Genomic DNA, 15,549 nt, shown 5'->3' with positions numbered 1-15,549 from the left:
ACCGAACTAGAATAGTATAGATACAGTTCATAGCCTGAGAAGAAAACCTTAACAATGTAATATTGATTTTAAGATTCAAAATACATTTTTTATTCTTACTTTAAACTGTCAACTCATACATGATTAATTCAATAGTAGAATTATAAAATTTAAGAAATGTCAAAAAAAAATAGAAAAGAAAATAAAAAAGAAAGCCCAAAATATAACCGCAGTAGTCTAACAAAACTAATTGATGGAATATTTGCCCAAAACCCAACAAAAACGCTCAATTACAAACAGATTTCAGGCGAATTAGGGATTAAGGATATGGGCACTAAACAGCTCGTAGTCGGAATTCTTTGCGATATGGTTGATTTAGATGTTTTGAGCGAAATTTCCACAGGGAAATACAAATTAAAATCGAAAATTGGCAACATCACGGGCAAAGTAGACATGACTGCGCGAGGATCTGCATTTATTGTTTCGGAAGAAATTGAAGAAGATGTTTTTGTATCGCAGGCAAATTTAAATAGAGCTTTACATGGTGATATCGTTAAAGTTTCCTTGTATGCACGTAAAAAAAGCAAGCAACCCGAAGGCGAAGTGGTCGAAATCGTTAAAAGGAAAAAAACCACTTTTGTAGGAATCGTTGATGTTTCTAAAAACTATGCGTTTCTGGTTTCATCGGGCAAACAAATGCCATACGATATTTTTATTCCTTTGGCAAAGTTAAATGGTGCACAAAATGGCGATAAGGCAATTGCACAAATAACCGAATGGCCTAAAAAATCGAAAAATCCGGTTGGTCAGATTACAACTGTTTTGGGTAAACCCGGTGATAACAACACCGAGATGCATGCGATTTTGGCTGAGTTTGATCTGCCTCATATTTTCCCCGAAAATGTAAACGAAGCCGCAGAGGAAATATCCGATGTAATAACAAAAGAAGAAATTGCTCTTCGCAGAGACTTCAGAGAGGCCACAACCTTCACCATCGATCCGCACGATGCGAAAGATTTTGATGATGCATTGTCGATTCGGGCTTTGGAGAATGGAAACTGGGAAATTGGTGTTCACATTGCTGATGTTACACATTACGTAAGAAAAGGGAGTATCATTGAACAAGAAGCTTTCGACAGAGCAACCTCTGTTTATTTGGTAGACCGTGTGGTTCCAATGTTACCGGAACGTTTATCTAACGGAATTTGTTCCCTGAGACCCAATGAGGAAAAATTAACTTTTTCTGCTGTTTTCGAAATGGATGATACTGCAGATGTAATCAATACATGGATTGGTAAAACCGTAATTAATTCGAACCGACGATTCACCTACGAAGAGGCACAGGAGATTATTGAAACCGGAGAAGGAGATTTTAGTGAAGAAGTTCTTGAATTGGATAAACTGGCTAAATTGCTACGCAAAAGAAGATTCAAAAAAGGAGCAATTGATTTTGATCGTTTCGAAGTAAAATTTGATATTGATGAAACGGGTAAACCAACACGCGTTTATTTTAAAGAATCAAAAGATTCGAACAAGCTAATTGAGGAATTTATGCTCTTGGCCAACAAACGTGTTGCTGAAGTTGTTGGACGTGTACCAAAAGGCAAAACTGCTAAAACATTTGTTTACAGAACTCATGACCAGCCAAATCCTGAAAAACTAAATACTTTCAACCAATTTATTCAAAAATTCGGATACAGTTTAAAAACAACAAATCCGGGAGCCATATCCAGTTCGCTAAACACTTTATTGCACGATGTAAAAGGTGAAACCATTCAAAATCTGGTGGAAACTTTAGCGATTCGCTCCATGGCAAAAGCCGAATATTCTACCGTAAATATTGGTCATTATGGATTGCATTTCGATCATTACTCACACTTCACATCGCCAATTAGAAGGTATCCCGATATGATGGCTCACAGATTACTGGAGAAATATTTTTCGGGTGCTAAATCGGTAAATAAAGAGAAATACGAAGAGTATTGCCGTCATTGCAGTGAAATGGAGCAAAAAGCAGCACAAGCCGAACGGGCATCCATAAAATACAAACAGGTGGAATTCATGCAGGAACATCTTGGTCAGGAGTTTGTGGGAACAATATCCGGCGTAACCGAATGGGGCTTTTACGTGGAATTGGATGAAAACAAATGCGAAGGAATGGTTTCAATTCGTGAGTTGGAAGATGATTTCTATGAATTTGACGAAGACAACTATTGTATTGTTGGACGCAATCATCGTAAAATTTATCAACTGGGAGATAAAGTTGAAATTTTGGTTGCCAAAGCAAATTTGGTTGCCAAGCAACTTGATTTTGTATTAGCTGATTCTGAAAAAAATATATAATTCAAAAAAAACGCAAAGCAAGGTCGGATCTCTCATTTGAAATCCGGCCTTTTTCTATTGTTAATCAATTTAATAAAACACATTTCTTAATAAATAATAAAATGAGAGGCATCATTTCATTCATCCACTCTTTTTATGTAATTTTGATTGAAACCCACACATATTAAATAAAGGTAAGGTTCCGCATGAAAAAGATATTGATAATTGATGATGATCCAACTATTTGCCTGATGCTTCAGGGCTTGCTAAAGCGTAAAAACTTTGATGCAGATACTGTGTTTTCTGCCGGAGAAGCATTAAAAAAGTTGGAGATTAATCAATTTGATCTTGTATTAAGTGATTTCCGTTTGCCTGATTTTGATGGATTGGAACTTCTCCAAAAAATAAAATCAATGCATCCTCATGTTCCCGTTATCATTATGACTTCTTATGCTGATATAAGAACCGCTGTGAGTGCAATAAAAATGGGCGCGTTTGAATATGTAACCAAACCGCTTAACCCAGATGAAATACTCTTGCTAATCAATTCTGCTCTTGCAAAATCAGAAGAACCTAAAAGTTCTAAAAATTCACAAGAGAAGAAGAACAAAGAAGAGCTTGAATTTGTAAGTGGAAACAGTCCAAATTCCTTACAAATTGACCAGTACATTAAATTGGTGGCACCCACAGATATGTCAGTCATTATTGAAGGGGAAAGTGGTACTGGAAAAGAAATTGCAGCCCGAAGAATTCACTTTGACAGTAAAAGAAAAAAGAAAGCTTTTGTTGCCGTTGATTGTGGTGCTTTATCAACAGATTTAGCAGGAAGCGAACTGTTCGGTCATATAAAAGGTTCATTTACAGGGGCAATAAACGATAAAGAAGGTCAATTTGAATCAGCTCAGGGAGGAACCTTGTTTCTGGACGAAATAGGAAATTTATCCTATGAAATTCAAATGAAGCTGTTAAGGGCTTTGCAAGAACGTAAAGTTCGTAGAATTGGAAGCAATAAAGATATTGATGTCGATGTCCGGATTGTTGTTGCTACCAATGAAGACTTATCAGTAGCAGTAAATAATGGAGACTTTAGAGAAGATCTTTACCATCGTTTAAACGAATTCAAAATTACTGTTCCTGCCTTGCGAAACAGAATTGAAGATATTGAACTGTTTTCGAATTATTTTCTCGAACTATCCAATAATGAGCTGAATAAAGAAATAACAGGATTTAGCTCCGAGGTTTTGGAAAAATTCAAATCTTATTCATGGCCCGGCAATTTAAGAGAGCTTCGAAATGTTATAAGAAGATCTGTTTTGCTTAGTCCTGAAAAGAAAGTAGAACTAACAAGTCTACCCCATGAAATCTTAAATGACAATGTCAATAATAGTTTTATTGTGGAAGGTTCCAATCTTAAATTAATTCAGGCCGCAAACGAAAAGGAGTTAATTGTATCCACGCTCCGAAAGGTGAACTATAACAAATCGAAAGCCGCCAGAATGCTTAATATCGACAGAAAAACCTTATACAATAAGATTAAACAATACGGAATCGATATTTAAAAATAGACTTAGGCAATAATTTCATCACGAATAGATGATATTACTAAATTTGTGTTAGCAGTAACAGTTGCAACCAACTCTCTTATCTCTTCGTGGTTTATCTCAGCATTTTCTTTTTTATGAAGAATGGTTTCCAATCGCGTTAAAATAGGAACCACAATTACAACCCTAAGCTGGTTAAACGAAGAAAGCATCTTATGAGCAATTTCACCAATAGCCAGATAATTTTTATCAATCAAAGCTTTATTCAATAAATCGACATTTTCGTGTGCAGAAACAATAAACTGCTCCAATATCTGATTAACTAATCCCTGATCATCGGAGGTAAATTGCTTAATTTGAGTTAAGTCGAAAAGATCATCCGACATTGTTTTGTCAGTACCTTTTAATTCAATTCTCTCTTCTTTCGCATTCCCAAATAAATCTCGAAGCATTCTCATCAGAACAGCCTCATCGAATGGTTTCACAAGGCAATCTGTCATTCCCGATTGTATATACTGTTTTAAATCCGACTCTCTCACATTCGCCGTTAAAGCAATAATTGGAATTTCAAATTTTTGGGTTTGCTCCAGTTTTCTAATATTTTTACACAGCTCAATTCCTCCCATTTCAGGCATGTGAATATCTGTAAGAATCAGATCGTAATCTTTTTGCCTGATCAAATCGAAGGCCTTAGATCCATCTTCCACAAAATCTGCCTGCAAGCCCCAACTGGAAAAAATAGTTTTTAACAGTAACAAGCTGTATGGATCGTCATCTGCAACCAAAAAGGATTTTTGCTTTAAAAAATCAGGAATTTGAACCTCTCTTAATCCTTTATGCTCAGTCACCTCTTCTTTCGATTCCAATAATGGTATCCGTAAAGTAAAACAAGATCCTTCACCCAACTTACTCTCTACATACAAATCACCACCTAACAATCGTGATAATCTTCTGCTAATTGCCAAACCCAATCCTGTTCCACCATACTTCCTTGCCGAAAACGAATCTGCCTGACTGAAATCTTCAAAAATTGTTTCTAATTTATTCTCATCAATTCCAATTCCTGTATCAATTACATTGACTTCGAACATAAAGTACTTATCGATTTGAACAACAGATGATTTGATTCTAACAGATCCCTTCGAAGTAAATTTTATGGCATTACTACCCAAATTCAATAGAATCTGTTTAATTCGAAACGGATCACTATCCAAATTAATCTGAGAATCCCCATCGTATTCCCAAGTAAAATCGATTTCCCTATTTTCAGCATTAATCTTCAGAACATCAAATACGTCAAAAACCAGTGAATAAGGTTGAAACGCAATATTTTCAATATGTAGTTTGCCAGCTTCAATTTTCGACAAATCGAGAATTTCATTGACCAAGCCAAGTAAATGTTTCGAAGAGTTTTTAAGAACCCGTACGAATCCCTGTTGCTGTTCTTCTAATTTTGTTTTATTCAGCTGATTTGTAAAACCAATTATGGCATTAAGAGGAGTTCTTATCTCGTGACTCATAATGGCTAAAAAATCCTCTTTCACTTTTGCCAATTTTTCTGCTTTCCCTTTAGCAACAATCAATTCCTTTCGGTAAAAATTACTTTTAGTGATATCGGTAAGAATGAAAATTATAAACAGAATTCCCAATATAAAACCAACAATAATAATTACAGAAATCACAAATATTGAATTACTCGCTATCATTTTAGCACTATCGGATTCATGAGTTAATTGCTGCAATCTTTCCTTTTCCAACTGACGCAATAAAATTTTAATTTTATCCCACATTAATGAGTTTTCCTCAACTAAACGCAATTCTTCATTCGAAACAATCTCTCTGTTCAATCGCTCTTTGGCCTGAGCAGTAATCAACATATTCTCTAAACTTCTCAATAAACTATCGGCTTGTGGCAAATAACTAGTATCAACCTGAATTTGAGTTCGTTGAATTACAGTTTCAATGGAATCTATTTTGGTTTCACTCTTTTTGCCACTAAAAAGTCTGGCAACAAATCCTTTCTTCTTCTTTTCCTTCACCTCAGCCGGACTAACAACTGTATCCAAAAACGTTGTAGTAGTTGTGGTAGTCTTAATTTTGGTTTTTGCCGCATCAGAGACTTCACTTAGTTGCTCCATCGCTTTTTGAGAAAGATTTTCCTTCTCTTTTGATCTTTTTAATTCAACAAACTTCTCTAATTTATCAGCACGTTCCTCCAATAAATAATTCATTGAATCAATTAATAAAAACGATTTACTACTATCATCACTAAAATATCTAAGGGAATCCAAATCATTTTGAATCTCTATAATATTTTCAGCATAATTAGCCAGGTATCGTTCCTTTTTTGTTAATGAATAAATTCTGATTTTATTTTCAGCTTCCGATAAATTTGTCAAAATCCGGTTCATTCTGGCAATCTCGGCATCCGGTTTCGATAAGTATATAACAGAATCCAGAAGTTTATTATAAGACTGGTAAGCAATCAAGACAGAAGCAAAAATAGCCAGGAACACAAATATGTACCCTGCAACTACTTTTACCTTTATATTACTTCTACTTTCTGATACCATTTGAATTTATTTGTTTTCTTATATCACCGTAAGGTTTAAATTCTTTAAGGTAAAGTTAATAAGAATATTTTTAGTCCGTGCTCAAAATACTGGTACACATTCCTTTAAACAACCCATAACCTTTTGGGTATTTTATACCCATGAACTGGGGAAATATTCCCCAATTCCGATTCCTCAACTCTAAAACCGCAATCTATCCGCGCAAACGAAACAGCGCATTAATCGCTGATAACATGTAAGTTATAATGAATAGATGAATAATATCCTTTGGCGTATAATCTTGGCATGATATTCATATATGTAATAGAAACAAGATAATGAAACCTAATCTCTAAAAACTAATTTATGAAACGTATTCTTATAGCATTGCTGTTTGTTCCATTATTTATCTCATGTAATCAAAAAGAGTTAAAACAATTAAGAGAACAAAACCAGCAGCTAACTGTAATGGCTCAGGAAAAAGATTCTTCGATTAATGAATTTATTGGATCATTAAATTCAATTGAAGAAAATCTTGAAATGATTAAGCAAAAAGAAAATATTATTGCAGTTAACTCTGAGAATCCTAATCAATCTCAAAAACAAAAAATTGCAAGTGATTTAACTTCAATCAATAATCTGTTAGAACAAAACAAATTAAAAATTGAAGAATTAGACAAAAAATTAAATAATAGCTGGTATCAAAACTCTAAGCTACGCAAATTAACTGATCGTTTAAAAACGGAATTGGAAGCTAAAGAAGGTGAAATTATTGTTCTGAATGACAAAGTAGCTAAATTGAACATTGAAGTAGATAACTTAAATGGACAAGTGACTGAGCTAAATGGAACTGTGTTGGCTTTAAATACTGAAAACGAAAACAAAACAAAAGTAATTGAAAACGCAACAAACGAACTAAATACAGCTTACTATATATTTGGAACCAGCAAAGAATTACAAGAGAAAAATGTAATTACCAAAGACGGTGGATTTATCGGAATTGGAAAAACAGCAGTTCTTAATAAAGATTTTAATACAAGTGAATTTGAAAAAATTGATATCACCAAAGTTACTACTATTCCTGTCATCGGGAAGAAGATTAGTTTTGTAACAAATCATCCAAGCAGCTCTTATAAGGTTGAGGGAGTTGAGACAGTTGAAGGCATTACAATCCTGGATCCGGTTGAATTCTGGAAATCTTCAAAGTATTTGGTAATCGCGGTACGATAATCAATACATGGTTGAGTTTTAAGGTTGTCCAAGAAAGGCTGTCAGGAGTGACGGCCTTTCTTATGCTTTCTATTTTGTAATCAATATTCAAATGATGAAACTGTTTTGATTGTTCATGAGTTTTTGTATTTTAGTGTTTTAATTTGATTTAAATAAAAATAACATTCATGAAAGAAGCATATCAAATCAATAAAGTTTATTCTATAATCCTAATACTTGTTGGATTAATTGGAGTTTCAGCAAGGTACTTTGATGCAGGAGATTGGCAATTGACAGCCTTGATTCCTACTTTCTTTGGACTTATACTGTACTTTTGCACCACAGGCATTCAGAAAGAGAATGCCGCAGTAGGACATGTTGCTGCACTTGTAACAAGCCTAATAATAATCATGTCTCTAGTGATGCTGTCGAAAGGTATTTTTGGAGATGCAGGATGGGGCAGAAAACAATGGATATTCCTCATTATAATAGCTGGTGGAATATGGAGTTTACGCAGTCAGATATTATACTTTAAAGCACAACGAAAAAGAAAAGCCAATCAAACTAAATCATAAAAAAGCCCTAACGGGCTTTTTTGCTTATAATACGCTTCAACCTCTCAAAAAACAAAACCAAATTTCATTTATAAAACACCGAATTACTTTCTAAAATATCTTTTATAGGTTCGATTAGAATCAATATTATTTTTTTACTCAAAAATACTTGCTTTTCACTAAAACATTCATTCCATCCACTCATTTAATTTTTTTCACAAATTTGTTAACTTAATATTTGTTTTAGGAATTATATCCTGCAATACAATAATTAATAAACAACAAAGATGGAAAAATCAGAAGTAACAACAGGTGTTTATACTCCTTACAGCACAAAGATTTCAAAAGAAGCTATAGATATATTTCAAAAAGCCACTGAGGATCTGGTAGGAGTTGAATATAGTCCTTTCGCTGTAGCTTGCCAAATTGTTGGCGGAACCAACTTCAGATTCATTTGCAATGCTAAAGAAGTCTCTCCAAATGCTCCTGCCACGGTTGCAATGATTGAAATTTATCAACCTATAAACGGCATTCCCCGGATTTCTGAAATTAGTAGATGTTAAGTTAAAAAATCCTAAGGCTAATCCAAAGAAACAGAATAACTTTACTTACACACTTTATGGGATACTACTTACGCAAAATCGCTTAATCTAAAAAAGAGGCTGTCTCCTAACTATGAAACTGCCTCTTTTTCAATTCCAGTAACTCCTTTTCCTTTTATGTCTCTAATTTATATGCACTATCCTCTCCTTTTGATACTTCTACAGCCAGTTCCAATAATTCAACAAAAAATAATTAGAATATATCTGGATATTTCAGAATAATTGTACCAGATGTTTCGGTAATATTAAGTGTATCTACTTCAATTCGTTTCAACAAGAACTATAACTTGTTTGCCGTTCTTATTTCTGCTATCATTTCCTGCTGTTCTGTTTGATCAGTTTTACTGGTTGGGAACTGATAATTATATGGTATGCAATAAATCAAACACATTATTGCAGTAAGTTTTTGCAACTGGAATGTGCTGGCCATCAACTATGATCATTTTCCCTTCAAAACCATCAATTTTAGTGAGATTAATTATATATGATCTATGCACCCTAATAAACTGATTTCCAGTCAATTTTGCTGTGAACTTCTTAAGAACAGTTGAGTATAGATAGTCTCCTTTTGTTGTATGAATTACCGTATAGTTATTCTCAGCCCTTAACCAAAATATCTCCTCAAAACTAACTCTGTCAAAATGATTGTTCTTCTTTAAAAACAGACAATTATTTAAATGCTCCAAGGACAAATTTTCTTCTTTATTTTCGTCCAAAGTGTGATTCAACTTCTCATTATTACTCACTGCAATTGTTAATGAAAAATGTATTTGATTTAATGTCGGATTTTGCAATACTATTACACTTGGATTCGCCTCCTTTAGCTTTTCAATACTAATTTGCCCAACAGTTGAAATGAGAAATATAAACGGAATTCTGAATTCACATTTAATGATCTCTGCTAATTGACATCCGTTAAGATCATCGTTCAAATTTACATCAATCAGAACAATATCGATTTCGGTACTCACTAAAAATTCGAGAGCTGCTTTGGAATGAAATACCGTTTTAACTATCTCATAATCCATATCGTTTAAGCAGTTCAGAATTCCTTCATCAATGGCATATTCATCCTCAACTATTAAAATTCGGATCTTACTTTTCATACTCTTTAGTCAATTTAATATAACAATTGCGCAATATCGAATACTTTAAGTATGCTACAGAAGTGTTCTTACATACATCATTCAGATAAAAATTAAAAAAACTACCATTAAGAGAATACTTCCCGTTTGATAGAAATGAATGGTATTTGCATAAATTTACAATTGCTAGTCGTTAGTAGTAGTCTTTATTAACACACAAACTCCTTAATTACAATTCAATCAAGAAATATAATCATAAACATGAGTTTAATAATAAATATAAGACAATCTGAAACAATCAGCAAATAATAATTTATGTTTTGTAAGAAAAAGAAAAGTCACAGGAAAATTTTACCTTACATATTTCCAGACATTTTAACGAATCAGGAATTGGTCAGGCAGTACTTGCTTATCAATAGTACAAAAAGCCCTAAACGGGCTTTTATACTTACTATATTGATATAAATTATTTTTTTATTTATGCTCTTTCATGAAATATTTTCGCTGAAACAAAAGGATAAAAGTAACACCAATTGTTATGTATGAATCGGCAATATTAAAAACCGGACGAAAGAAAATATAATGTTCTCCGCCCCACATGGGTAACCATTCAGGAAATCTTCCTTCCAGAAGAGGGAAATAAAGCATATCAACTACTTTGCCATGTAAAAAAGATGCATAGCCTCCCGCTTCAGGCATAAAAGTTGAAACCTGATAGTAGCTGTCATTAAAAATTAATCCATAAAAAGCACTGTCAATAATGTTACCCATTGCTCCTGAAAAAATCAAAGCAATTGAAATTACTAATCCCAAAGGCGCTTTCTTAGTCGAGATATCGTACAGATACCACCCAATACCGCAAACAGCAAATATTCGAAACAAACTTAAAAGAATTTTCCCCCACTGACCTTCTAATTCCATTCCGAAAGCCATTCCATTGTTTTCAATAAAATGAATCAAGAACCAATCCCCGAATACTGAATACTCTTCTCCCAGCATCATATGGGTTTTGATCCAAATTTTTACTACCTGATCCAAAACAAGAAGTAGTACAATAAGTACTACCGATTTTTTAAATAAAGACATATTGACTATTTAATCGTTAACAGCTAATCTATTTCAGATTCCAAATAAATAGAAACCCTGATTTGTAAACAAAAATGATTGGAAGAATATTCTTCCAATCATTAAGATATATTCAATAAAAGATCTTACTGTTTGTTTTTAGCCTCGATACTTAATGTAGCATGAGGAACAGCACGAAGTCTTTCTTTAGCAATTAAATTACCTGTCTCACGACAAATACCATAGGTTTTATTTTCAATGCGGATTAGAGCTATTTCCAGATGAGAAATAAACTTCGCCTGACGTTCAGCTAAACGTCCTGCTTCCTCTTTCGACAATACAGAAGCGCCTTCTTCCAATACTTTAAAAGTAGGTGAAGTATCTTCAGTATCATTTCCAGAACTATTCGAGATTACTGCTTTTAAAGTCACATAATCTTTTTTTGCTTTCTCAAGTTTAGCATTAATCAAATCTTTGAATTCCTGCAACTCTTCGTCTGTATATCGCTTCTTTTCTGCCATTGTTTCTATTTTTTTTAAAGATAACAAAAAATCGATTATTCACTAACTTTTTCAATCTTAATAAAGCTCTCTACACCCTGCTCAATCTCAACTGCTTTAGCTTCATTCTCAGCTAATTTTTCTACTAATTCAATACTAACTGCTAAGGTCTGAGTCCCAATGTATTCTTTATGAGCAATTACAGCATCATTAATAGAATCATGCATCATAATTTGAAGCTTAATTTTATCGGTTACATCAAAATCGCTGTCCTTCCTTAAATTCTGAATTCTATTGATAAACTCACGGGCAATTCCTTCTTTACGTAATTCTTCGGTTATGTTTACGTCCATTGCAACAGTAAGTTTCCCTTCATTTGCAACTAACCATCCTGGAATATCTTCAGAAACAATTTCTACATCTTCAGGAGTCAGGCAGACATTTTCATTGTTTACCACAATTGTGTAACTACCTGCTTTTTCGAAAGCAAGAATATCTTCCTGAGTCATTTTACCAATTTCAGCAGCAATTTGTTTCATTATCTTACCATGCTTTGGCCCTAAGGTCTTAAAGTTAGGCTTGATATTTTTTACTAAAACACCTGTTGTATCGGTAATAAATTCCATTTCTTTCACATTAATTTCTGAAAGAACGATATTCTTAATAGCCTCTAACTGAGGCACCATAGAATCATCAAGAATGGGAATAATAATCTTTTGCAGAGGCTGACGAACACGTATTTTCACTTTACGGCGTAATCCAAGTGACATTGACGAAATCTTCTGAGCCATATCCATTCTTTCTTCCAGTTCAGAATCAATTACTTCTGGATCGTATTTAGGGAAATTCACCAAATGAACCGATTCTTCAGTAAAACGACCGGTAACTGAATTCAGATCTTTAAACAATTGATCCATATAGAAAGGAGCAATTGGTGAAGCCAATACAGAAATGGTCTCTAAACATCTGTAAAGAGTTTGGTAAGCAGAAATTTTATCGGTAGAATAGTCTCCACCCCAATATCTTTTTCGACACAAACGAACGTACCAGTTTGATAGGTTTTCATTTACAAAATTCTGAATTGCACGACCGGCACGAGTAGGCTCGTAGGCTTCATAACACTCTTCAACTTCTTTAATTAAGGAGTTCAACAGAGAAAGAATCCAACGATCAATTTCAGGGCGCTGTTCCATTGGCACGTCAGCTTCAGAATAAGTAAATCCATCAACATTCGCATACAATTGGAAGAAACTATAAGTATTGTAAAGTGTTCCGAAGAATTTACGGCGAACTTCTTCCACACCACCTAAATCGAATTTCAAGTTATCCCAAGGCTGAGCATTGGTAATCATGTACCAACGCAATGGATCCGAACCATATTTTTCAATGGTTGAAAATGGATCAACTGCATTTCCAAGACGTTTAGACATCTTATTGCCTTTTGCATCCAGCACCAAACCGTTGGAGATGATGTTTTCGAAAGCAACTCCATCGAAACACATGGTTGCAATGGCATGCAAAGTAAAGAACCATCCACGGGTTTGATCAACACCTTCGGCAATAAACTGAGCTGGAAACAATTTGTCGAAATTCTCTTTGTTTTCGAAAGGATAATGTTGCTGCGCATATGGCATCGCACCTGAATCAAACCAAACATCAATCAAATCAAGCTCACGGAACAATTTCTGGCCTGTTTCACTCACCAAAACCAAACCATCAACGTATGGTCGGTGCAGGTCGAATTTCTCGTAATTCTCTTTGCTGTTATCTCCTTCGATATAATCGGCCAGGATATTTTCGGTCATGAAACCGGCAGCCATCGATTTTTCAATTTCAGCTTTCAATTCTGCAACTGAACCTATACATTTTATTTCAGCACGATCTTCACTCACCCAAATTGGCAGTGGAGTTCCCCAATAACGGGAACGTGAAAGATTCCAATCCTGCAGATTCTCCAACCATTTTCCAAAACGACCTTCACCTGTTGATTTAGGTTTCCAGTTAATGGTTTTATTTAGTTCGATCATACGATCGCGGACTTTTGTTGTTTCGATAAACCATGAATCCAATGGATAGTAAAGAATTGGCTTATCTGTTCTCCAACAATGTGGATAGTTGTGAACATGCTTCTCAACTTTAAAAGCCAGACTTTCTTTCTTAAGGGCAACAGCAATGTCGATATCTAAAGTCGCATCATCATCTGTTAAGGTTGGATCGTAAGCATTTTTCACAAAACGACCGGCATACTCACCGTAAGCATCAACATTCACAAATTCTTTTACAAACTCCTCGCTCAAATCTTCGATTTTGAAGAACTTACCGGTACGATCAACCATTGGCTGCATTTTACCTTCTTTATCGCGAAGAATTAGTGGTGAGATACCAGCTACTTTGGCAACCCTGTCATCATCCGCACCAAAAGTTGGAGCGATGTGAACAATACCTGTACCATCTTCTGTTGTTACAAAATCACCTAAAATTACACGGAAAGCATCACCTTCAGGTTTTACCAAAGGCATTAACTGCTCGTAACGTAGACCTTCCAAATCGGCTCCTACATGTTCCGAAAGCGTTTTGTAGGTTAAACGCTTATCGCCAACTTCATATTCTCCCAATTCAAGTCCTTCGTATTTTTTATCAAAGAAATTGTAGAATAAATTTTTAGCCAAAATAACCACACAAGGAATTCCTGTATACGGATTAAAAGTGCGAACACGAACGTATTCGATTTTTGGACCAACAGCCAAAGCGGTATTCGAAGGAAGTGTCCATGGAGTAGTTGTCCATGCAATAAAGTAGGCATCGCAATCTATTCCTTCGTAAAGAAATTCGCTTTTCTCATCGCGGGCCACTTTAAACATACCAACAGCTGTAGTATCTTTCACATCTTTATAACAGCCAGGCTGATTTAACTCATGAGTTGATAAACCGGTACCTGCTGCAGGAGAAAACGGTTGGATTGTATATCCTTTGTATAATAAATCTTTCTCAAACAGTTGTTTCAACAACCACCAAAGTGTTTCAATATAACGGTTATCGTAAGTAATATACGGCTCTTCCATATTTACCCAGTAGCCCATTTTAGAAGTTAAATCTTCCCACTCACGGGTATATTTCATTACATTGGTACGACAGGCCAGGTTGTAATCATCAACCGATATTTTAGTCCCAATATCTTCTTTGGTAATTCCCAGTTCTTTCTCAACACCAAGTTCTACAGGCAAGCCATGTGTATCCCATCCTGCTTTACGGTTCACCTGAAATCCCTTTAAAGTTTTGTATCTGCACACAATATCTTTAAGAGCACGAGCCATAACGTGGTGGATACCCGGCATACCATTTGCTGAAGGTGGTCCTTCATAAAATACAAAAGTGGGATTGCCTTCGCGAGTCTGCAAACTCTTCTCGAATGTATTATTCTCGTTCCAATCTTTTAGAATATCCTTATTGACCTGTGATAGATCAAGATTCTTGTACTCTGGGAATTTAGTGCTCATTTATTGTAAAATTTATCTTGTATTCGCTAATTCCGATCCACATTCGTATTCATCATTAATCCATGCAAATTAGATACTGATTGACAAATGTCTACCGACATTATTCCGACTAAAATTATCTTATCTGTTATAAAAAGTTTACAAATATAGAAAAATTACAAGAATTGATGGTCATAGTGATTGTAGAATCAAGGGACTAAGCTCTATTTAATCAGTAATAAAAATTGACTTTTTTAGAGCCTTTGCTGATTGCTTATAATTCGAAATTATAAGCTCTGTTTTCGGTTTGAATCTGAAAGTGGAAACAAAAAAAAATCTCCGAAACATTGCTGTTCAGGAGATCTATTTATCAGACCTTACTTGATCTAATCAGAGTTTTATTATATGTGCGTGTTTCTTATCTAAGAATTAAATCAAATCATGCACTTTGCGAATTCCATAAACATCTTACATGCAAAACTCAAAATCCTTTCTGATGCAATTGAAAAAAAATAAAATAAACAAGGAATTTAACTTCTAATCTCATACATTCCGACAAGAGTAAATTTTATTATCTAACTCGTATGAAGATTTTACTATCTATTTTATAATTCTTAAATTCACAAAACTAAAATTGCTTATTACACACTTCACTAAATATAAA

10 protein-coding genes are annotated in these 15,549 nt (G+C 34.4%); 5 read left to right on the top strand and 5 right to left on the bottom strand.

Annotated elements, in window-relative coordinates; all coding sequences use genetic code 11:
- Nucleotides 1-156 precede the first annotated feature (156 nt).
- Together rnr and ACHZAX_RS20250 are read left to right on the top strand one after the other, a co-directional pair.
- Entirely contained in the window at nucleotides 157-2,322 is a 2,166-nt protein-coding gene (gene rnr / locus ACHZAX_RS20255) for a ribonuclease R (RefSeq protein WP_320020335.1), read from the top strand.
- 185 nt (nucleotides 2,323-2,507) lie between these two features.
- Nucleotides 2,508-3,860 (top strand): sigma-54-dependent transcriptional regulator, encoded by a 1,353-nt coding sequence (locus ACHZAX_RS20250; RefSeq protein WP_320020334.1) that lies wholly within the window; start codon nucleotides 2,508-2,510, stop codon nucleotides 3,858-3,860.
- A gap of 8 nt (nucleotides 3,861-3,868) precedes the next feature.
- Here the strand turns inward: ACHZAX_RS20250 and ACHZAX_RS20245 are convergent, their stop codons facing one another.
- Nucleotides 3,869-6,415, bottom strand: coding sequence for a response regulator (locus ACHZAX_RS20245; RefSeq protein WP_320020333.1), 2,547 nt, complete (start codon nucleotides 6,413-6,415; stop codon nucleotides 3,869-3,871).
- Between the two features lie 345 nt (nucleotides 6,416-6,760).
- Here ACHZAX_RS20245 and ACHZAX_RS20240 point away from each other — a divergent pair, with 345 nt between their 5' ends.
- The 3 genes from ACHZAX_RS20240 to ACHZAX_RS20230 all read left to right on the top strand — a co-directional run bounded on the left by ACHZAX_RS20240 (nucleotide 6,761) and on the right by ACHZAX_RS20230 (nucleotide 8,720).
- Nucleotides 6,761-7,624, top strand: a complete 864-nt coding sequence (locus ACHZAX_RS20240) for a Cbp1 family collagen-binding glycoprotein adhesin (protein WP_101310976.1) — start codon at nucleotides 6,761-6,763, stop codon at nucleotides 7,622-7,624.
- Between the two features lie 167 nt (nucleotides 7,625-7,791).
- On the top strand, nucleotides 7,792-8,178 hold the full coding sequence (locus ACHZAX_RS20235) for a hypothetical protein (RefSeq protein ID WP_101310975.1): 387 nt from the start codon (nucleotides 7,792-7,794) through the stop codon (nucleotides 8,176-8,178).
- Nucleotides 8,179-8,444: 266 nt separating this feature from the next.
- On the top strand, nucleotides 8,445-8,720 hold the full coding sequence (locus tag ACHZAX_RS20230) for a hypothetical protein (RefSeq protein WP_320020332.1): 276 nt from the start codon (nucleotides 8,445-8,447) through the stop codon (nucleotides 8,718-8,720).
- A gap of 401 nt (nucleotides 8,721-9,121) precedes the next feature.
- Here the strand turns inward: ACHZAX_RS20230 and ACHZAX_RS20225 are convergent, their stop codons facing one another.
- From ACHZAX_RS20225 to ileS, 4 genes are all read right to left on the bottom strand, one after another.
- Nucleotides 9,122-9,865 carry a LytR/AlgR family response regulator transcription factor gene (locus tag ACHZAX_RS20225; RefSeq protein WP_320020331.1) on the bottom strand — a complete coding sequence of 248 codons (744 nt, stop codon included), beginning with the start codon at nucleotides 9,863-9,865 and terminating at the stop codon, nucleotides 9,122-9,124.
- 453 nt (nucleotides 9,866-10,318) lie between these two features.
- Entirely contained in the window at nucleotides 10,319-10,930 is a 612-nt protein-coding gene (locus tag ACHZAX_RS20220; RefSeq protein WP_101310972.1) for a lipoprotein signal peptidase, read from the bottom strand.
- Nucleotides 10,931-11,055: 125 nt separating this feature from the next.
- On the bottom strand, nucleotides 11,056-11,430 hold the full coding sequence (locus ACHZAX_RS20215) for a TraR/DksA family transcriptional regulator (protein ID WP_101310971.1): 375 nt from the start codon (nucleotides 11,428-11,430) through the stop codon (nucleotides 11,056-11,058).
- A gap of 35 nt (nucleotides 11,431-11,465) precedes the next feature.
- Nucleotides 11,466-14,906: an isoleucine--tRNA ligase gene (ileS, locus tag ACHZAX_RS20210; RefSeq protein ID WP_320020330.1), complete on the bottom strand. Its 3,441-nt coding sequence runs from the start codon at nucleotides 14,904-14,906 to the stop codon at nucleotides 11,466-11,468.
- Nucleotides 14,907-15,549: the final 643 nt, after the last annotated feature.

Source organism: Labilibaculum manganireducens (assembly GCF_963665805.2).
Lineage (GTDB): Bacteria > Bacteroidota > Bacteroidia > Bacteroidales > Marinifilaceae > Labilibaculum > Labilibaculum manganireducens.
Note: the sequence above shows the minus strand (reverse complement) of the source record. Positions and strands in the feature narration are given on the sequence as shown.